Source organism: Microbacterium terrae, from assembly GCF_017831975.1.
GTDB classification, from domain to species: domain Bacteria; phylum Actinomycetota; class Actinomycetes; order Actinomycetales; family Microbacteriaceae; genus Microbacterium; species Microbacterium terrae.
In genome coordinates this window covers 2,653,081-2,671,886 of record NZ_JAFDSS010000001.1, presented here as the reverse complement: position 1 = coordinate 2,671,886, position 18,806 = coordinate 2,653,081, and the positions used below count along the sequence as shown (strand labels likewise).

Annotated in this window: 17 protein-coding genes; 12 read left to right on the top strand and 5 right to left on the bottom strand. The window is 71.8% G+C overall.

The window, feature by feature from the left end; genetic code table 11:
* Nucleotides 1-153 precede the first annotated feature (153 nt).
* The 12 genes from JOD63_RS12225 (at nucleotide 154) to JOD63_RS12170 (ending at nucleotide 13,059) form a co-directional block, all read left to right on the top strand.
* Nucleotides 154-1,014 carry a sulfurtransferase gene (locus JOD63_RS12225; RefSeq protein WP_045274256.1) on the top strand — a complete coding sequence of 287 codons (861 nt, stop codon included), beginning with the start codon at nucleotides 154-156 and terminating at the stop codon, nucleotides 1,012-1,014.
* Entirely contained in the window at nucleotides 1,011-2,408 is a 1,398-nt protein-coding gene (locus tag JOD63_RS12220) for an NtaA/DmoA family FMN-dependent monooxygenase (protein WP_045274257.1), read from the top strand. The genes JOD63_RS12225 and JOD63_RS12220 overlap by 4 nt, the downstream gene beginning before the upstream one ends.
* A 165-nt stretch (nucleotides 2,409-2,573) precedes the next feature.
* Complete coding sequence (locus JOD63_RS12215) at nucleotides 2,574-4,214, top strand: TIGR04028 family ABC transporter substrate-binding protein (RefSeq protein ID WP_045274258.1); 1,641 nt, start codon at nucleotides 2,574-2,576, stop codon at nucleotides 4,212-4,214.
* Nucleotides 4,215-4,232: 18 nt separating this feature from the next.
* On the top strand, nucleotides 4,233-5,216 hold the full coding sequence (locus tag JOD63_RS12210) for an ABC transporter permease (protein ID WP_045274259.1): 984 nt from the start codon (nucleotides 4,233-4,235) through the stop codon (nucleotides 5,214-5,216).
* Nucleotides 5,213-6,199, top strand: coding sequence for an ABC transporter permease (locus JOD63_RS12205; protein WP_211088108.1), 987 nt, complete (start codon nucleotides 5,213-5,215; stop codon nucleotides 6,197-6,199). Before JOD63_RS12210 ends, JOD63_RS12205 begins: the two co-directional genes overlap by 4 nt.
* Entirely contained in the window at nucleotides 6,196-7,833 is a 1,638-nt protein-coding gene (locus JOD63_RS12200) for a dipeptide ABC transporter ATP-binding protein (RefSeq protein ID WP_045274260.1), read from the top strand. The genes JOD63_RS12205 and JOD63_RS12200 overlap by 4 nt, the downstream gene beginning before the upstream one ends.
* Nucleotides 7,830-8,900, top strand: a complete 1,071-nt coding sequence (locus JOD63_RS12195) for a putative FMN-dependent luciferase-like monooxygenase (RefSeq protein ID WP_045274261.1) — start codon at nucleotides 7,830-7,832, stop codon at nucleotides 8,898-8,900. Before JOD63_RS12200 ends, JOD63_RS12195 begins: the two co-directional genes overlap by 4 nt.
* Nucleotides 8,897-9,511, top strand: coding sequence for a CMD domain protein (locus JOD63_RS12190; protein ID WP_045274262.1), 615 nt, complete (start codon nucleotides 8,897-8,899; stop codon nucleotides 9,509-9,511). Before JOD63_RS12195 ends, JOD63_RS12190 begins: the two co-directional genes overlap by 4 nt.
* The gene (locus tag JOD63_RS12185) at nucleotides 9,508-10,134 is read left to right on the top strand and encodes an alkylhydroperoxidase domain protein (protein WP_211088107.1); all 627 of its coding nucleotides are present in this window, start codon (nucleotides 9,508-9,510) and stop codon (nucleotides 10,132-10,134) included. The genes JOD63_RS12190 and JOD63_RS12185 overlap by 4 nt, the downstream gene beginning before the upstream one ends.
* Nucleotides 10,131-10,769 (top strand): FMN reductase, encoded by a 639-nt coding sequence (msuE, locus tag JOD63_RS12180; RefSeq protein WP_084613313.1) that lies wholly within the window; start codon nucleotides 10,131-10,133, stop codon nucleotides 10,767-10,769. The genes JOD63_RS12185 and msuE overlap by 4 nt, the downstream gene beginning before the upstream one ends.
* A gap of 172 nt (nucleotides 10,770-10,941) precedes the next feature.
* A complete protein-coding gene (locus JOD63_RS12175) occupies nucleotides 10,942-11,922 on the top strand; it encodes an ATP-grasp domain-containing protein (protein WP_045274264.1) in 981 nt (326 codons plus the stop codon).
* 30 nt (nucleotides 11,923-11,952) lie between these two features.
* Complete coding sequence (locus JOD63_RS12170) at nucleotides 11,953-13,059, top strand: acyl-CoA dehydrogenase family protein (protein ID WP_045274277.1); 1,107 nt, start codon at nucleotides 11,953-11,955, stop codon at nucleotides 13,057-13,059.
* Nucleotides 13,060-13,137: 78 nt separating this feature from the next.
* Here JOD63_RS12170 and JOD63_RS12165 read toward each other — a convergent pair whose 3' ends face one another.
* From JOD63_RS12165 to JOD63_RS12145, 5 genes are read right to left on the bottom strand one after another with little or no spacing between them, the layout of a single operon-like run.
* A complete protein-coding gene (locus tag JOD63_RS12165) occupies nucleotides 13,138-14,415 on the bottom strand; it encodes an NtaA/DmoA family FMN-dependent monooxygenase (RefSeq protein WP_045274265.1) in 1,278 nt (425 codons plus the stop codon).
* Nucleotides 14,408-15,247, bottom strand: a complete 840-nt coding sequence (locus tag JOD63_RS12160; RefSeq protein ID WP_045274266.1) for an LLM class oxidoreductase — start codon at nucleotides 15,245-15,247, stop codon at nucleotides 14,408-14,410. Before JOD63_RS12160 ends, JOD63_RS12165 begins: the two co-directional genes overlap by 8 nt.
* Nucleotides 15,244-16,911 carry a dipeptide ABC transporter ATP-binding protein gene (locus JOD63_RS12155; protein ID WP_045274267.1) on the bottom strand — a complete coding sequence of 556 codons (1,668 nt, stop codon included), beginning with the start codon at nucleotides 16,909-16,911 and terminating at the stop codon, nucleotides 15,244-15,246. Before JOD63_RS12155 ends, JOD63_RS12160 begins: the two co-directional genes overlap by 4 nt.
* Complete coding sequence (locus JOD63_RS12150) at nucleotides 16,908-17,804, bottom strand: ABC transporter permease (protein WP_084613314.1); 897 nt, start codon at nucleotides 17,802-17,804, stop codon at nucleotides 16,908-16,910. The genes JOD63_RS12155 and JOD63_RS12150 overlap by 4 nt, the downstream gene beginning before the upstream one ends.
* Nucleotides 17,801-18,781 (bottom strand): ABC transporter permease, encoded by a 981-nt coding sequence (locus tag JOD63_RS12145; protein WP_045274268.1) that lies wholly within the window; start codon nucleotides 18,779-18,781, stop codon nucleotides 17,801-17,803. The genes JOD63_RS12150 and JOD63_RS12145 overlap by 4 nt, the downstream gene beginning before the upstream one ends.
* Nucleotides 18,782-18,806: the final 25 nt, after the last annotated feature.

Genomic DNA, 18,806 nt, shown 5'->3' with positions numbered 1-18,806 from the left:
CAGGGGTGGTGGGAGGGGGAGGCGAGGAGGAGGAGGGGGGAAGGAGGGCGGAGTGTTACGGCGCGTTTCGCTGTATCGCGGAACGTGTCGCTCCGTTGATGTGTGTGTCGGCGATCCGTGCGTGGTGCGCCCGCGGCGACGAGCATTGCCCGCATGCCGTCGCCGATCATCTCCGTCCTCGAACTCGAAGCCCGACTCCGCTCGGGGGAGCCTGTGCGCCTCCTCGATGTGCGCTGGCGGCTGGACCAGCCCGAAGGCAGGCCGGACTACCTCGACGGGCACCTGCCTGGCGCGGTGTACGTCGACCTCGATCGCGAGCTGGCCGAACGCTCCGACCCGCGGCGCGGGCGTCACCCGCTGCCGCCTCGCGAGCGGCTGCAGGCCGCCGCGCAGCGCTGGGGGATCTCGCAGGGGCAGCCGGTCGTGGTGTACGACGACCTGCAATCCGTCGCGGCAGCCCGTGCCTGGTGGGTGCTCGGACGCTCGGGCATCGCCGACGTGCGGGTGCTCGACGGAGGGCTGCGCGCGTGGCTTGCGGAGCGCCTGCCGATCGAGACCGGCGACGTTCAGCCTCGGCGGGGCGACGTGGTGCTCACCGAGATCGACACCGGCTTCGTCGGCATCGACGAGGTCGAGGACTGGGCGTGGGACCGCGGCGTCCTCCTCGACGTGCGCGGCGCCGACCGCTACCGCGGCGAGGCCGAGCCGCTCGATCCCGTCGCCGGGCATATCCCCGGTGCGGTGAACCTGCCGACGGCGGTGCACCTCCACGCCGGACGCTTCCGCTCGCCCGATGAGATCCGCCAGCAGTTCGCGGCAGCCGGCGTCTCCGCCGACGTGCAGGTCGCCGCCTACTGCGGGTCGGGCATCGCCGCGACGCACACGGCGCTCGCCGGCGCGCTGGCGGGCATCGACGTGACGGTTTACCCGGGTTCGTGGAGCCAGTGGTCGCGCAGCCGGGGGCGCCAGGTCGCGACCGGCGACTCGCCCGCGCTCGAAGTCGCACCGCTGTGACCGCACCGCTCATCGTCGGCGCCATGGTCCGCACCCTCGGTGCGTACCCGTCGGGGTGGCGGCATCCGGGGGCGCACGCCGACCCCGCAGGCGACGCCGCCGTGCTGCGGCAGGTCGCGCGGCTCGCCGAAGACGCCGACCTGGACTACCTGTTCTTCGGCGACTGGCTCGCGACGGGACCCGACCTGGAGTTCCGCGATCCGTACCTGCTGGCACGCGTCGATCCGCTGAGCGCGGTGCTTCACCTCTCCGCCGTCACGGAGCGCATCGGCCTCATCGCGACGGTGAACACCACGTACGCCGACCCCTACGCCACCGCGCGCGCGACGGCGTCGCTCGACGTGCTCACGGGCGGTCGCGGCGGCGTGAACCTCGTGACCGGGGCCGAACCGCGCGCAGCGGCGAACCACGGCCGCGACGTCCACGCCGACAACGCGTCGCGCTACGACCGCGCAGACGAGTTCGTCCGGGCGCTGCGGCTGCTCTGGGAGTCGTGGGACGAGGGTGCGTGGGTAGCGGACCGCGAGGCCGGAGTGCTCATCGATCCCGACCGCCTGCGGACGGCGGCCTTCGCCGGCACCGAGGTGAGGGTGGAGGGGCCGCTCAACGTGGCACGGCCGCCCCAGGGGCATCCGCCGATCGTGCACGCCGGCACCTCCCCGCGCTCGCGCGCACTCGCCGCGGCCGAGGCCGACCTCGCGCTCATCGCCGCGGGCGACCCCGCTGCCGCCGCCGCGACCCGCACCGAGCTGCGCGCGCTCGCCGAGGCGGCGGGCCGCGACCCCGACGACCTCAAGGTGATCGTGCCCGTTCTGCCGGTCGTGGCGGAGACGGATGCCGCGGCCCGCGCGATCGTCGATCGTCTGCTGCTGCTGGTGCCGATCGACGACGGCGTCTCCGGCCACGCCCTTCGCGCCGGCTTTCCGGCGAACCGGTCGCTCGGCGCGTTCCTCGACCTCGCGGGTGCGCCCGACGACGACGCCTCCCGCCGCGCGGGCATCGACGATGCCGTGCCCGCCGGTGCGGCCGGCCGGTTCGGGGAGGCGGCCGGGCGGGTGCTCGACCTCGTGATCGCCCGCACCGGACGCCGCCTCGGCGGCGAGCATCCCGTCACGTGGCGGCACCTGGTGGCAGCGGCCGCGGTGCCGGCGAACTTCGTCGTGGGCGGATCGGGTGCGATCGCCGATCACTTCGAGCTCTGGCGTGACGCCGGAGCCGCCGACGGCTTCAACGTGCTCTCCGCGTTCCAGCCCGCCCAGTTCGAGGCCTTCACCACGCTCGCGGCTCCCGAACTGAGGCGGCGGGGGCTGCTCGGCCGCTCCGGGGCGACGCTGCGCGAGCGGCTGTCGCTCGGGGCGCCGCGGCCGGTGCACGCACGCGCCCTCGCCGGCTGACGGCCGACGCGCGGCATCCGAGCGCGCTGTTCATTACCTCTCGTGACACCCCGTGACCCCCGCGGTCACACGGTGAACCGCGGTGACATCCCGACTCCGACCACGGGCGCGCCGGTCCTAGCGTGGCCTTCACCTTCACTGCACACCCGAACCCCAGGAGCACTCATGTCCCTTCCCGCACCGCGGATCGTCGCGGGAGCCCTCGCGCTCGCCGTCGCGGCATCCCTCGCCGGCTGCGCGACGCAGCAGGCGACGAGCACCGACGCGAACGCGCAGGCCGGCGATCCCGTCACCGGCGGCACGCTCACCTACCTCGAGCACCAGACGTACACGAACCTCTACCCCCCGCAGGCGGGCTTCTACCCGAACGGCGGCATCGTCAACAACATCGCCGCCCGCCTCACCTGGCAGAACCCCGAGACGCTCGAGATCGAGCCCTGGATCGCGACCGAGTGGACGGTGAACGACGACGCAACCGAGTACACGTTCGACCTGCGAGACGGTGTGACGTTCTCGGACGGCACGCCGCTCGACGCTGCGGCCGTCGCGAAGAACTTCGACACCTACGGCTTGGGGAACGCCGACCTGGGGCTCACGATCTCGGAGGCGATCAACAACTACGCCGCCAGCGAGGTCGTCGACGCCGACACCGTGACCTTCCGCTTCTCAGCTCCGGCCCCCGGCTTCCTGCAGGCGACGTCGACGATCAACTCCGGCCTCCTCTCGCCCGAGACGCTCGACAAGTCGCTCGAGGAGCTCGGGGCGGGCAACGCGACCGACATCGTCGGCTCCGGCCCGTTCGTCATCACGGAGGAGGAGCTCGGCACCGAGCTCACCCTCGAGGCGCGTGAGGACTACGACTGGGCGCCGCCGAGCTTCGAGCACCAGGGCCGCGCGTACCTCGATGCGATCCACCTCATCGTCACCCCCGAAGACAGCGTGCGCATCGGGTCGCTGCTCTCGGGCCAGGCCGACTACATCCGCTACGTCCAGGCGTTCGACGAGGCCCGGGTCGAGTCGTCCGGGTTCGACCTGTACGCCCCGCAGACCCGCGGGGTCAACAACGCGCTGAGCCTGCGCTTCACCAATCCGCTGCTGAGCGACATCCGCGTCCGTCAGGCGCTCGTCGCCGGCGTCGACAGCCAGGAGGTCGTCGACACCATCTTCACCGGCAACTACCCCGCAGCCACCAGCGCGCTCAGCGCCTCGGCGCCCGGGTACAAGGACGAGTCCGAGCACTACGCCTACGACCCCGACCGTGCCGAGGAGCTGCTCGACGAGGCCGGGTGGGAGCCGGGTTCCGACGGCATCCGCGAGAAGGACGGTGAGCGCCTGTCGCTGACGGTCTACGAGGCCAAGCCGCAGCCGCTGTCGAAGCAGACCCTCGAACTGGTCGCGCAGCAGCTGAAGAAGATCGGCGTCGAGCTCGAGGTGAAGTCGGCGGATGCCGGCACCTATGCAGAAGACATCAAGGATCCGCTCAAGACCCCGCTCTACCACTCGATGGTCGGACGCGCGGACCTCGACGTGATCAAGAGCCAGTACTTCACGCAGAACCGCAACACCCTGCTGTCGGACGACGCGAAGCTCGACGAGCTGCTGCTCGCCGTGGCCTCCACGGCAGACCCCGACGCCCGGGTCGCCGCATCGCAGGCCGTTCAGGACTACCTCGCCGAGCAGGCGTACGTGATCCCGCTGTTCGAGGAGCCGCAGGTCTACGGCGCTGCGCCCTACGTGCAGGGCGTCGAGTTCGAGTCGGTCGCACGCCCCACGTTCTACGACGTGTGGCTCGCGGACGAGAACTAGGACTCCGGGGCCGAGCCGATGAGCTACGCGCTGAGACGCGCCGGGCAGGCCGCGATCGTACTGATCGCGGCCTTCTCGGCCACCTTCATCCTCCTGCAGCTGCTGCCGGGCGACGCGATCCTGATCAAGTACGACAACCCGGAGCTGGGCCTCACCCCCGATCAGATCGAGCAGATCCGCATCGCGTACGGCGCCGACTCGTCGTGGTGGGAGCAGTACTGGGCGACGCTCACGGGGTACGCGCAGGGCGACCTCGGGTACTCCACGCAGTACGGCACGAGCGTGCTCCAGCTCATCGGCGAGGCTCTCCCGGCCACCGCCGCACTCGCGACGCTCGGGTTCGCGCTCGCCGTGCTGATCGCCTTCTCGATAGCCTTCCTGTCGACGCTGGCCCCGTTCGCGTGGCTGCGGGAAGGACTGCGGGCGCTGCCCGGCGTCTTCGTCGCAGTCCCGGTGTTCTGGCTCGGCATCCTGCTCATCCAGGTGTTCTCGTTCGGGCTCGGCTGGGTGCCGATCGTGGGCGCCGATCCGGTCGCCGGGCTGATCCTGCCCGTCATCACGCTGGCGGTGCCGATCTCGGCCCCGCTCGCCCAGATCCTCGTCCGCAGCATCGACGAGGTGCAGCTGCAGCCGTTCGTGACCGTCGTCCGCGCCAAGGGGGCGTCGCCGTCGTGGGTGCTGTGGCGCTCGGTGGCGCGCAACGCGATCCTGCCCACGCTCACCATCGCCGGCGTGCTGTTCGGCGAGCTCATCGGCGGAGCCGTCGTCACCGAGACCGTCTTCGGGCGACCGGGGATCGGGCGGATCACCGAGCAGGCCGTCGCGAACCAGGACATCCCGGTGCTGCAGGGGATCGTCGTGCTCGCCGCGCTCACCTTCGTGGTCGTGAACCTCGTCGTCGACCTTCTCTACCCGGTGCTCGACCCGCGTCTGCGTCGCCGCCCCGGTTCGCAGCGCGCCCGCGCCGAGTCCGCCCCGACGCCGCAGGAGGCGATCGCATGACCTCCCTTCGACACGCTCAGGCACACAGCGGGGCCCGGGAGCAGGAGACGGTGACGGATGCCTCCACCGCCGCGATCGCGCGCGACGAGGCATCCGGAACCGTGGTCGACCCGCTCGCGCGCGATGCCGGCGCACCCCCGGGACAGCCCGCCCGCCGTTCGTCGATCGCGCGGCTGTTCGCCGCGGGACGCCGCCCGTCCTGGACGCTGGTGCTCGCGATCGTGGTCATCGCTATCGCGGTGCTCTGGGCCGTCGCACCGTGGCTGTTCACCTCGCACGACCCGATCGACGGCGTCCCCGCAGACAAGCTGCTGCCGCCGAGCGCCGCGCACTGGTTCGGCACCGATGCGATCGGTCGCGACCTCTACGCCCGTGTCGTCCACGGCGCGATCCACTCGCTGTCGGGCGCGCTCATCGCGGTGACCGTCGGTCTCGCCGCCGGCACACTGATCGGGGTCGTGGCGGGATCGGTCGGCGGCGTCCTCGACGACGTGCTGATGCGGGTGGTCGACGTGCTCCTGTCGATCCCGGGGCTGCTGCTGTCGCTGTCGATCATCATCCTGCTGGGCTTCGGAACGGTGAACGCCGCGATCGCGGTCGGCATCGGCAGCGTGGCGTCGTTCGCGCGGCTCTCCCGCTCCGAGGTCGTGCGGGTGCGGCGGAGCGACTACGTCGAAGCGGCCTTCGGCAGCGGCGGGTCGTTCGCCTCGGTGCTGCGTCGCCACGTGCTGCCGAACTCGCTCACCGCCGTCGTCGGCCTCGCGGCCCTGCAGTTCGGCGCCGCGATCCTCGCCATCTCGACCCTCGGATTCCTCGGGTACGGGGCTCCGCCGCCGACGCCCGAGTGGGGGCTCCTCATCGCCGAGGGACGCAACTACGTCGCCACCGCCTGGTGGCTCACCACCCTCCCCGGCCTCGTGGTGCTCGTGGTCGTGCTGAGCGCCAACCGCATCAGCCAGTCGATCGGAAAGGGGACGCGATGAGCGTCTTGGACGTGCAGGGCCTGCGCGTGTCGTACGAGACCCGGTCGGGCCGGCGTGACGTCGTCCACGGTGTGGACCTCGCGATCGGCGAGGGCGAGGTCGTGGCGCTCGTCGGCGAGTCCGGATCGGGCAAGTCGACGACGGCGCACGCTCTGATCGGGCTGCTTCCCGAGGGTGGACGCGTCGAGGGCGGCTCGATCTCGCTCGGCGGCGTCGACATCTCGGGCTGGGGCCCGAAGCGTCTGCGCAGCATCCGCGGAGCACAGGTGGGGCTGATCCCGCAGGACCCCGTGTCGTCGCTCGACCCGGTGCGGCCGATCGGGGTGCAGGTCGGCGAGATCCTGCGCCTCCACGGCGTGCGCGACCGGGCGGAGGTGCGCGGGCGCGTGCTCGAGCTGCTCGAGCGGGTCGGGCTCGACGACCCCGGCCTCCGCGCGCGCCAGTACCCGCACGAGCTGTCGGGCGGCATGCGGCAGCGGGTGCTCATCGCCACGGCGATCGCACTGCGCCCACGACTGATCATCGCCGACGAGCCCACGAGCGCACTCGATGCCACCGTGCAGCGGCGCATCCTCGATCTCATCGACGACCTCCGCCGCGAGGAGGGCACCGCGGTGCTGCTCGTCACCCACGATCTCGGTGTCGCGGCCGACCGCGCACAGCGGATCGTCGTGCTGAACCAGGGTCGGGTGGTCGAGCAGGGCTCGGCCGCCGGCATCCTCTCGTCTCCGTCCGATCCCTACACGCGTCAGCTGCTCGCCGATGCCCCTGCGCTCGCGACGGGCGACTTCCGGCGTCCGGCACCGCCGCTCTTCCTGCGCGATGCCGCGGCAGCCGCAGCCGAGAACCCCTTCGCGATCGTCGCCGAGGGCCTGGTCAAGGAGTTCACCGTGCAGGGGCGGGGTCAGGGGCCCTTCCGTGCGGTGGACGACGTGTCGTTCCAGGTGCGACGGGGAACGACCCACGCGCTCGTCGGCGAGTCCGGATCGGGCAAGACCACGACCGCGCGGCTGGTGACCCGGTTCCTCGATCCGGATGCCGGCCGCATCGAGCTGGACGGCGTCGAAGTGGCAGGACTCAAGCGCGACGGCCTGCGGCAGCTGCGCCGTCGCATCCAGCTCGTCTACCAGAACCCGTTCTCGTCGCTCGACCCGCGGCAGAGCATCGCGCAGATCGTGGCCGAGCCGCTGCACAACTTCGCGGAGGGCACCCGGGCGTCGCGTCGCGCGCGAGCCGCCGCGCTGCTCGACCGTGTCGCACTTCCCGCCGACGTGCTCGAGCGATCGCCCCGCGAGCTGTCGGGCGGTCAGCGGCAGCGCGTGGCGATCGCCCGCGCGCTCGCGATCAATCCCGACATCGTGGTGCTCGACGAGGCCGTCTCGGCGCTCGACGTCACCGTGCAGGCGCGCATCCTCGAGCTCCTCGAATCGCTGCAGCAGGAGCTCGGGCTGACGTACCTGTTCATCTCGCACGACCTCGCCGTGGTGCGACGCATCAGCCACACGGTGTCGGTCATGCGACGCGGCCGCATCGTCGAGACGCGCAGCACCGAGGATCTCTTCCTCACCCCCACCCATGAGTACACGCGCGAACTGCTCGCCGCCGTACCCGGACGATCGGAGGTCGCGGCATGACCGCTGCACCCACCCTCGCATTCTTCACGCGCCTGCTCGACGACGCGCCGCCTGCCGAGCGCTATCGGCTCGCGACGGACCAGATCCGCCACGCCGAACGCTTCGGGATCCAGCGCGCCTGGGTCGCGCAGCACCACTTCCGCGCCGCCGAGGGCGGCCTCCCCGCGCCGCTCGTGTTCCTCGCGCACGTCGCCGCGTCGACGAGCGAGATCCGTCTCGGCACCGGAGTCGTGACACTGCCGCTCGAAGACCCCGTGCGGGTGGCCGAAGACGCCGTCGTCGCCGACCTGCTCTCGGGCGGCCGCATCGACCTCGGTCTCGGCAGCGGCGGCACGCCGTCGTCGTTCGTGCCGTTCGGGCAGGATGTCGCGGCGAAGGCGCGCGTCTACGACGAGAAGCTCGCCGTGCTGCTCGACGCGCTCGCCGGTCGCGAGATCGGCGGCGGGAACACGCTCTATCCGGACGCGGCGGGGTCGGCGGATGGAGCCGCCGGACTCGGCGACCGGATCTGGCAGGCCACCTTCTCGCCCGCGGGCGGACAGCGCGCCGGGGTGCACGGCCACGGCCTGCTGCTCTCGCGCACCCAGCCGCGACCGGCCGAGGCGCCGCACGCGACGATCGCCGACCTGCAGAACCCGATCATCGACCGCTACCTCGACGCGCTCCCCGCCGGTGCGCGTCCGCGCGTCACCGCATCGCGCACCGTCTTCGTCGCCGACGACCGCCGTGAAGCCCTGCGCTTCGCCGAGGTCGGCCTCCGCCGCGCGGCCGAGGGGTTCCGCCGCCAAGGCCAGTCGATCCCCGGCGACGACCTCGACGAACTGATCGCCGCGCTCGACACCCACCTCGGCACACCCGACGAGGTGGCTGCATCGCTCGCGGCCGACACGACGCTGGCACGGGCCGACGAGGTCGCGTTCCAGGTGCACTCGGTCGATGCGCCGCACGATTTCGTGCTGCGCTCGATCGAACTCTTCGCGACCGAGGTCGCGCCCGCTCTCGGCTGGACGACGCGCGACCGCGCGCCGCTCGAGACCCTCGGCTCCGCCGGAAAGGAAAACACATGACCACCGCGACACCCGACATCGTCGACGTCCTCGTCGGCGTCTCCGAAGGCGATGCCCTCGACCTGCTCCGCCGTCGGCGCCCCGTCACGCGCGAGCAGCTCCAGGCGAGCCACGACGCGCTGTTCGCTCCGATCGACGACAGCGACTTCGCGCTCGCCGAGCGGCTGCTGGTCGCCGCGTTCGCGACGCGCGCGACGGCCGACGATGAGACCGCGGCGTACTACGCGGATGCTGCAACCGCGGCTGACCCGGAGCGTGCGGCGACCGTTCTCGCCGAGGCATCCGCTTCCGCGACGGCCGGTCCGTTCGGAACGTACGCCGAGGCGGGCCTGCAGCCCGAGAGCACCGACGGGCGACGCTACGAGCCGGGGATCGCCGCGCGGGATGCGCTGGGCGAGCACCTGACCGCAGCGATCACCCACGCGCACCTGCTCACCGCGCGTCCGCGCGAGGCGGACGGGGCGGCACAGGCCCGTCTGCTCGATGCGGGCTGGACGGCCGACGGCATCGTCACACTGTCGCAGCTCGTGTCGTTCCTCGCGTTCCAGCAGCGTGTGGCCGCCGGCCTGCGCGTCCTGTCCACCCGTACGCCCTCGGAGGTATCCGCATGAGCACGCCCGTCACCGACACCACCGTCCTGACCTATGAGGTCGAGCATCCGCACGCGTTCACCCGCGCCGAGGTCGGCTGGGTGCCGTGGCTCGAGCCGCTCCCGGTCGAGGCGCTGACCGAGCGTCACTACGACGGGCTCGTCGACCGCCAGCGCGCGTCGAGCGACTACTTCCGCCTGCTCGCGCGCGACCCCGAGATCCTGCGGGCGCGCACGCTCGTGGACAAGGACATCTTCTACAACACCTCCGAAGGGCTTCCGCGCGCCGAGCGCGAGCTCGCGGCGACGGCCGCGTCGCGGGTCAACGGATGCGTGTTCTGCGCCTCGGTCCACGCGCGCTTCGCGGCTCATCACTCGAAGACCCCCGAGCTCGTCGACCGCCTGCTCGCGGAGGGCATCTCGGCTGATCTCGGCGAGCGGTGGAACGCCATCACGGCGGCTGCCGCTGCACTCACCGCGACTCCGCTGACCTTCGACGTCGCGCATGTCGAGCGCTTGCAGGCGGCCGGGCTGGACGAGCTCGAGATCGCCGACGTCATCCACGGTGCCGCCTTCTTCAACTGGGCGAATCGGCTCATGCTGTCGATCGGGCGGCCCGTCGCACCGCCGGAGGAGGACCGATGAGCGCCCTCGCCGCGGCAGCGACCACCGCCGGGGCTCCGCCGGAGACCGGATCGGGCGCGTCCGCGCGTGCCATCCGCGTCGTCGGGGTGTCGGGTTCGCTCCACGAGCCCAGCCGGACGACCGCGCTCGTCCGGCTCCTCCTCGACAAGATCGCCGAGCGAGCCCCCGCCGAGACCACGCTCATCGAGGTCGCGGCCCTCGGACCGGGCTTCGCCGGGGCGCTCACCCGCGATCAGGTCGGTCCCGAGGTGGAAGAGGCCCTGCAGGCGATCGAGACGGCAGACCTCCTCGTCGTCGGCTCGCCGGTCTACCGAGCCTCGTTCACGGGGCTGTTCAAGCACCTGTTCGACTTCGTCGGGCAGTACGACCTCGTCGGCACCCCGGTGCTCGTCGCCGCGACGGGCGGAGGCGAGCGGCACGCGCTGATCCTCGAGCATCAGCTGCGTCCCCTGTTCGGCTTCTTCCAGGCGCTGACACTCCCCATCGGGGTGTACGCCTCGAACACCGACTTCACGGACTACGCGCTCACGTCGCCCGACGTCGTGCGCCGTGTGGAGCAGGCGGTCGACCGCTCGCTCCCCATCGTCGAGCAGGCGCAGCGCGTGCGGTCGTCGGAGTACGTCTCGACCTGGTGACAGGCAGTTCCGGATGCCCCTTCTCGCCGCCGCGCGAGAGGGGGCATCCGCGTGGTCGGAGATGACGAGGAGAGAGCGCGTCATGCGGCGTCATCGGGCTACACGACAGGTCACGCGGTTGCCCGTCGACGGGCGCTCCGCGAGCGTGGAGGCAGACGAAGAGAGGCGACCGATGTCACAGAACCGTGTGGTGCACGTGCTGCACGACAACCCCGAGTGGATCCCCGCGTTCGCGCGCGCGTTCGACGCGGAGGGGGTGGAGTTGCGCGAATGGCGTCTAGGCGAAGGATCGCTCGACCTCGATGCGAGCCCGCCGCCGGGGGTGTTCTGGTCACGTCTGAGCGCCTCTGCGCACACGCGAGGCGCCGAGGGGGCGAAGGATGCCGCGCGGTCCGTCCTCGCCTGGCTCGAGTCGTGGGGGAGCCGGGTGGTCAACGGCTCGGCGGTCGCCTCGATCGAGGTGAGCAAGGTCGTGCAGCATGCCCACCTGCGCCGAGCAGGCTTCGATGTGCCCCGCACGATCGCCGTGTTCGACCGGGAGCAGCTTCCGATGCGCGCCCGCGAACTCGCCGTGCCGTTCATCACGAAGCACAACCAGGGCGGAAAGGGCCTCGGCGTGCGCAGATTCGACTCGCACGTGGAGTTCGACGCGTACGTCGCCGGCCCCGAGTTCGAGGCGCCGGCCGACGGGATCACGCTGCTGCAGGAGTACCTGCGCGCCGCCGAGCCGTTCGTCACGCGCGCCGAGTTCGTCGGCGGTCGGTTCGTCTACGCGGTCAGGGTCGACACGACGGCCGGCGCGTTCGAACTCTGCCCCGCGGAGGCCTGCGCCGTCCCGGTGGCGGGTGTCGAGCCGGAGCCGCTGTTCCGCGTGCGCGAAGACATCGCGACCGACGATCCGCTCATCCGCCGGTATGAGGCGCTGCTCGCCGACCTCGGCATCGAGATCGCCGGCATCGAGTTCCTCGAGACCGAGGACGGGCGCACCGTCACCTACGACATCAACACGAACACCAACTACAGTCCCGACGTCGAGGCGTCGGCCGCTGACCCGGCGGCGCGTCGCGTCGCCCGGTTCCTCACGAGCCTTCTCGACGACGATGCCGGCGCCGAGGGCGCGGAATCGGTTCTGTCCGCTTCCGGAGCCCGCTGAGTCATGCCGGCGGCGAGGCTCGCGCATCCCGTGCCCGCGACTGCGCTGCGTGCCGCGGTCGCGGGGCCGGCGGCAGACGCCGACGCGGCTGACGCGCACCCGCTGGTGGCCGCTGCGGCGGCCTACGCGGCAGAGAGGCTGCGTCCGGCGGCGCTGACGACGGATGCGGTGGGCGTCACCGCCGAGCAGATCGACGACCTCGCCGATCTCGGACTTCTCAACCACCTCGCCGGGGAGCGCTACGGGGGCGCAGCCCTCGGGCGGGCTGAGGACCGGCGCATCCATGAGCACGTCTCGAGCGCGTGCCTCAACACGTGGCTGGTGTGGGCTCAGCACGCCCCGCTCGCCCGCCGCGTCGAGTCGGCGCTCGTCGATCCGCCGCCGCCGGGTGGCGTCATCGATGCGCTCCTGCGCGGACGGATCCTGGCGGGCGCCGGGCTGAGCGACGTGCGCCGCTATCCGCAGAGGTACGTTGCGGCTCGATCAGTCGGCGAGGGGTGGCGGCTGACCGGCACGGTGTCGTGGGTGAGCGGCTGGGGGCTCAACCAGGCCATGCTGGTGGCCGGCGTCGACGCCGAGCGAGAGCGGGTCGTGCTGGCGCTCGTGCCGATCGACGACCGCTTCACGGCGCAGCCGATCGCCCTCACGGCCGTCGCCGGAAGCCGTACGGCACGCGTGCGACTGGAGGAGGTCGTCGTTCCTTCCGATCTGGTGCTCGATGTGCAGCCGCTGGAGCGGTGGCGGCGCGCCGATCGCGAGAGCGCCGTCGATGCGAAGCCGCACCTGTTCGGCTTCGCCGCCCACGTGCTGGCGGAGCTCGCGCAGGAGCCGGCGCAGGCCGCGCGCGACGTGGTGGCGGCATGGACGCCGCGCGTGCGCGACCTGCGCGCGCGCGCCTATGCGCTCGCCGACGCCGAAGACGCCGAGGCGCGCTTCGCCGAGCGGCTCGAGGTGCGCATCGCCTCCGGAGAGGCGCTGACCACGCTCGCGCGGGCGCTGCTGATCGTCCGTGCCGGTCGCGGACTCGAGCGCGAGGACTCCGCCCAGTACTGCGTGCGCAGCGCGCACTTCCTCCTCGTTCAGGCGCAGACCGAGTCGGTTCGCGCCGCGTGGCTGGAGCGGCTGCAGGGACGCTGAACCCGCGCCGGCGCGGGTTGAACGACCGAGGCGCCCGGCCAGCCGGACCCGCCGAGTGCCGATGTGCTCGCCGGCGGGTCAGTGCACGGCGATGCGCTCGGGCAGCCCGATCGCCCCGCGGAGCGTCCGAGCGTCGTATTCGCGCTTGTGGATCCCCTTGGCCTGCAGGAGCGGCACGACCTCGTCGGCGAACACGGTCAGGCCGTGGGGGAACTGGTCGATCATCAGATTGAATCCGTCGGCCGCGCCGCTTCGGAACCACAGCTCGATGTCGTCCGCGATCTGCTCCGGCGTACCCACGATGATGCGTGAGCCGTACCCGCCGAAGTCTCGGAGGATCTCGCGGATCGTCTGATGCCGGCGCTCCTGGATCCAATCGAGGAACGTGAGACGGTACCCCGCGGACGCGGGGTGCGAATCGGGATCCCACGGCTTGTCGAGCACCTCGGGCGGGATGGGGCTGTCGACGTCGAGTGTCGTCGCATCGTGGGCGAGGACGTTCGACAGCGAGCGCAGAGCGTACCCGTCGGGCACCCGCACTTCGAAGTCGTCGAAGCGGCGGCGGGCCTCCGACACGGTGCTCCCGATCACGAGCGAGAGCCCCGGCGTGATCTTGGGCACGTCGCGCCGCCCGCTCGCGGCGGCGCGACGGCGGAGGTCGGCGTAGTTCTCGATCGCGCGCGGCAGGGTGAGCTCGACCGTGAAGACGCCATCCGCGTGCTGCGCGGCGAGGTCCCGTCCCTGGCTGCTGCCGCCGGCTTGGAACAGCACCGGATGCCCCTGGGTCGAGGGGCCTAGAGCAGTGGTCCCCGCGATGTCGTAGAACTCGCCGGAGTGCCGGTAGTCGCCGCCCGACGCGGCACCGTCCCAGACGGCCGTGACGGCGTCGACGAAGTCGGCGGCGCGTCGATACCGGGTCACGCGGTCGGGCCCCGCATCGAGTCCGAAGTTTCCCGCGACAGCCTGGTTGTAGGTCGTCACGATGTTCCAGCCGAGACGGCCGCCGCTGACGACGTCGGTGCCGAGCAGGCGCTCGGCGAGTTCGACGGGATCGTTGTACGTGGTGGATGCCGATGCGATCACCCCGACGTGCTCGGTGGCCGCCGTGATGAGCGCGGCCAAGGTGATGGGCTCGAGAGGATTGCCCGGTCGCGGGTCGGGATTGTGGAGCGCCGGCTGATCGGCGAAGAACACCGCGTCGAGGAGCCCGCGCTCGGCTGCCCGCGCGCTCTCGATCCAGTGCTGCGGGCTGATCAGGGTATCGGGCGTCGTGGGGCCGAACTGCCAGGCGGCGGGCCGCTGGCCGAAGGACTGCAGGTTGACGTTGAGCGTGAGCTGGTCGGTGCGCTCAGGCATGTGCGGCTCCGAAGGCGAGAGGGGCGTGGGAGAGGTCGTAGCGGCGCTCCGGCAGACCGAGGCGCTTCCGGAGGGTGCGAGCAGGCACGGCGGGGGAGGCGGAGTCGAGTGCGCGGGCGAGCCCGTCGCGCGTGCGCACCCGGACGAGGCTGATCCCTGCGGCGCCGGGCACCGTCGAGACGAGGCGCGGGCGCTCCGCGCTCGCCGCGATGCTCCACGCGGTCATGACGTGCTCGCTGTCCGTGACGACGAGGTCGACGAGGCCGAACGACGCCTCGAGCTCGTCGGGGGTGTCGACCCACCACAGCGACACCGGCTCGCCCTGCCTGCTCGTCGGGGTGTTCAGGGCACCTCGCACCTCGTACCGGTCGCCTGCGTGCGCGATCGCCCGGATCCCGTCGGTGCGCGCATAGCGCCGCGTCGCATGGTCCACCAGGAGCGTCTCGACCGGCCAGCTGTTCCAGAGCTTGCGCACGACCTCGATCCGCTCGGCGGTGTGCGAAGCCTCGTCGGCGGCCCCGCCCCCGGAGAAGAGCGCGCCCGCGCGTCCGCCGCTCAGGTGATCGAGCGAGAGCAGACGCCGCGCGGCGTTGTAGGGGTGGTCGCCGTCCCTGTCGGCGGCGGCGATGACGCCGATGCCGGGGAGGTGGACGGTGAGGGCGGTGGCGACCGCGACGGGGTCGTGGTCGCGAGGCGCATACGGGGCGCCGAGCACCACGGCGGCCAGGCGCCCGTCGCGCACTCCCTCGCGGAGCAGCGACGTCGTCTGCGGCTCCTGCGCGACGGCGTCGGCGAGGACCGTGCCCTCCAGAGCGATCAGCGCGGCGCTCACGCTCCCACCTCGGCGGGGAACAGCCCGGATCCGGGGATCGATTCGAGGAGCGTCCGGGTGTACTCGTGCTGCGGGTCGGTGAGGACGTCACCGGCGCTGCCTGATTCGACCACGCGGCCGGCTCGCATGACGGTGACGTCGTCGGCGATGAGGCGGACCACGCCCAGGTCGTGCGTGACGAAGACGTAGCTCAGCCCGAGCTCGGTCTGCAGATCGACCAGCAGCTGCAGGATCTGCGCCTGCACCGACACGTCGAGCGCGCTCACCGCCTCGTCGAGCACCAGGATGCGCGGGTTGAGGGCGAGTGCGCGTGCGATCGCGACGCGCTGACGCTGACCGCCCGACAGCTGACGGGGCCGCCGCTTGGCGAACGCCGGATCCAGCGCCACCGCATCGAGAAGCTCACGCACCCGGGCGTCGAGGTCTCGCCGCTCGCTGTGCACCCGGAAGGCGCGCAGCGGCTCCGCGACGATCTCCTCGACGGTGAAGCGCGGGTCGAGTGAGGCGTAGGGGTTCTGGAACACGAACTGCAGCTCGCGGCGCACCTCCCGCAGCTCCCGGGGTCGTGCCCCGGTGACGTCGCGCCCCGCGATCCGCACGGTCCCGGCATCCGCTGCCGTGAAGCCGCCGAGGATACCGGCCAGCGTCGACTTGCCGGCCCCGGATTCGCCGACGATCGCGTGCGTCGTTCCAGCGCGCACCACCAGGTCGACGCCGTCGAGCGCCGGCACCGCAGGGCCGCGACGGCGCAGGGCGTAGTGCTTGGACAGCCCGCGTGCCTCGACCACGATCTCGTCGAGGTGCGCGGTGCGCGGGCCGAGGCCCGGGCTCGCCGCCAGCCTGCCCGCGTGCCGTGCGGGTGCAGCATCCAGGAGCCGTCGCGTGTAGTCGCTCTGCGGCCGGACCAGCAGCTGATGCACCGAGCCCTCCTCGACGAGGCGCCCGTCCTGCATGACGAGGATGCGGTCGGAGCGGTCGAGGGCGACGCCGAGATCATGGGTGACGAGCAGGATGCCGATGCCCAGTTCGGTGCGCAGACGCTCGAGGTGATCGAGGATGGTCCGCTGGACCGTGACGTCGAGCGCGCTGGTCGGCTCGTCGGCGACGATGATCCGGGGTTTGCCCGCGAGCGCGATGGCGATGAGCGCGCGCTGCTTCATGCCGCCGCTCAGCTCGTGCGGGTACTGGTGGAAGACGCGCTCGGCATCGCCGAGGCCGGCGGTGCGCAGGCTCGTCAGCGCCTGCTCGATGTGCCCGGCTCGGTCGCCGCGCTCGCGCTCGTTCAGCTTCACGGCCTCGATGACCTGCTGGCCGATCCGCTTGACGGGGTTCAGCGAGGTGCCGGGATCCTGCGGGATGAAGCCGACGTACGCCCCGCGCACGCGCGCCATGCGCTGCTCGGGCCAGCGGGTGACGTCGACGCCGGAGTATTCGATGGATCCGGCCGTGACGCGGGCCGCGGCGGGGAGGAGCCCGAGCGCACCGTGGATCACCGTGGTCTTGCCGGAGCCGGATTCGCCGACCAGGGTGACGAACTCGCCGGGTTCGACGTGCAGTCCGACGCCGCGCACCGCCGGCGTCCAGGAGCGGCCCTCGCCGCGGTAGTCGACCTCGAGATCGGTGATGCGCAGGAGCGGGGCGATCGGGGGTGCGGCGGTGGTCATCGACGGTCCTTCCCGCGGAACGAGGTGCTGATGCGGTGCGTGGCGATGACCACGGCCGCGAGGGCGATGCCCGGCAGGATCGACACCCACGGGTAGGCCGCGAGGTAGTCGCGTCCCTCGGCTACGAGGAGACCCCACTCCGGCTCGGGCGGCGGGGCTCCGTAGCCGAGGAATCCGAGGGAGGCGACGGCGAGGATCGCCGTGCCGACCTCGAGCGCGGCCAGGGCGATGACGGATCCGAGGGAGTTCGGCACGACGTGGCGGAGCACGACGCCGAGGCGGGTCACTCCGGATCCGTACGCGGCGCGGACGTAGTCCTTCCCCACGACGCCGATCACCTCGGACCGCATGACGCGGGCGAACGCCGCGATCGACCCGATGCCGACGGCGATCGCGATGTTCTGGGTGGAGTAGCCGAGGACCGAGACGATGACCATCGCGAGCAGCAGGCTCGGGATCGACAGGAACACGTCGATGACGCGCATGAGCGCGGTATCGGTGAACCGCCCCGCGAACCCGGCGATCAGCCCCACGACCGTGCCGATTCCGAACGCGATGACCACGGCGATGAGCGTCGCGGTGAGCGTCGTGCCGGCACCGTAGATGGTGCGGGCGAGCTGATCCCGGCCGAGGCGGTCGGCGCCCAAGGGATGCTCCAGACTGGGCGGCGCGAAGCTGAGCGCCGGATCGCCCTCGTACGGGCTGTACGGCGTGAACAGCGATGGCGCGAGCGCCCAGCCGATGACGACGATGACGATGATCCACGCCAGCACGAGGACCGGCTGCCGGAACACCGCACGCAGCCCCGGTGCGCGCACGCGACGCGCCGCGGGCGTCGCCGCCGGCGGTGGGGTCGGTGCGGCGACGACGGGGGAATCGAGTTCGATGGTCATGCCGGAGCCTCCGCGGTGTCGGCCGCGCGCAGCGGACGGATGGTCAGGGCGGCCCGCAGCCTCGGGTCGAGGAGCGGGTACACCAGGTCGACGATCAGGTTGATGAGGGCGAAGCTGAGGGCGACGAACACGACGATCCCCTGGACGAGCGGGACGTCGAGCGTGTTGATCGCGGACTGCGTCAGGCGCCCGAGGCCGGGGCGGGCGAACACGGTCTCGGTGATGACGGCGCCGGCGATGAGGCTGCCGAACGTGATCCCCGCGATGGTGAGTGCCGGCAGGCTCGCATTGCGGAAGACGTCGCCGATGATGATGCGGCTGCGGGTCGCGCCCTTCGCCCAGCTGGTCGTGACGTAGCCCGCGTGGAACTCGTCGCCGAAGCTGCGTACGAGCAGCTGCGCGATCGGCCCCGAGACCGGGATGGCCAGGGTGATCACCGGGAGGACGAGGCTCTGCCAGCCCGTATCGCCGAAGGACGGGAACCAACCCAGCCAGAACGAGAACACCTGCAGGAGCAGGATGCCGAACATGAACACGGGGATCGACACGGACGCCGACGGCAGCGACTCGAGGACGTTGCGCAGCCAGTCCCGCTTGGTCGCGGTCGCGACGAGCGCGATCGTGAAGCCGATCGCGACGGCGACGGCGAGGGCGGCCACCGCGAGGATCAGGGTGCTGGGGAGAACCTCGAGGATCGCGTCGACGACGTTGCGGCCCGACTGGACAGACGTGCCGAAATCGCCTCGGAGGGCGTGCGCCAGCCGGTCGAGGTACTGCACGAGCACCGGCTGGTCGAAGCCGTAGCTCGCCGCGACCTGGTCGCGCACCTCCGGGGGGATGGAGTTGAGCTCTGCGGGATCGAAGAGGAGGTCGACGGGATCCGCGGGCAGGACGAACAGCAGCACGAAGGTGAGGGTGAACGCGGCCCAGACGACGAAGGCGGCGCGGCCGACCTTGAGGGCGATGTAGCGGATCACAGGTTCCCTTCCCGGGTCGATGAGC

Bases quoted from the DNA above. Each gene is read 5' to 3' on its own strand.
- JOD63_RS12200 (WP_045274260.1), top strand. From the start codon at position 6,196: ATGAGCGTCTTGGACGTGCAGGGCCTGCGCGTGTCGTACGAGACCCGG.
- msuE (WP_084613313.1), top strand. From the start codon at position 10,131: ATGAGCGCCCTCGCCGCGGCAGCGACCACCGCCGGGGCTCCGCCGGAG.
- JOD63_RS12190 (WP_045274262.1), top strand. From the start codon at position 8,897: ATGACCACCGCGACACCCGACATCGTCGACGTCCTCGTCGGCGTCTCC.
- JOD63_RS12210 (WP_045274259.1), top strand. From the start codon at position 4,233: ATGAGCTACGCGCTGAGACGCGCCGGGCAGGCCGCGATCGTACTGATC.
- JOD63_RS12185 (WP_211088107.1), top strand. From the start codon at position 9,508: ATGAGCACGCCCGTCACCGACACCACCGTCCTGACCTATGAGGTCGAG.
- JOD63_RS12205 (WP_211088108.1), top strand. From the start codon at position 5,213: ATGACCTCCCTTCGACACGCTCAGGCACACAGCGGGGCCCGGGAGCAG.
- JOD63_RS12165 (WP_045274265.1), bottom strand. From the start codon at position 14,415: ATGCCTGAGCGCACCGACCAGCTCACGCTCAACGTCAACCTGCAGTCC.
- JOD63_RS12195 (WP_045274261.1), top strand. From the start codon at position 7,830: ATGACCGCTGCACCCACCCTCGCATTCTTCACGCGCCTGCTCGACGAC.
- JOD63_RS12150 (WP_084613314.1), bottom strand. From the start codon at position 17,804: ATGACCATCGAACTCGATTCCCCCGTCGTCGCCGCACCGACCCCACCG.
- JOD63_RS12215 (WP_045274258.1), top strand. From the start codon at position 2,574: ATGTCCCTTCCCGCACCGCGGATCGTCGCGGGAGCCCTCGCGCTCGCC.
- JOD63_RS12155 (WP_045274267.1), bottom strand. From the start codon at position 16,911: ATGACCACCGCCGCACCCCCGATCGCCCCGCTCCTGCGCATCACCGAT.
- JOD63_RS12175 (WP_045274264.1), top strand. From the start codon at position 10,942: ATGTCACAGAACCGTGTGGTGCACGTGCTGCACGACAACCCCGAGTGG.
- JOD63_RS12225 (WP_045274256.1), top strand. From the start codon at position 154: ATGCCGTCGCCGATCATCTCCGTCCTCGAACTCGAAGCCCGACTCCGC.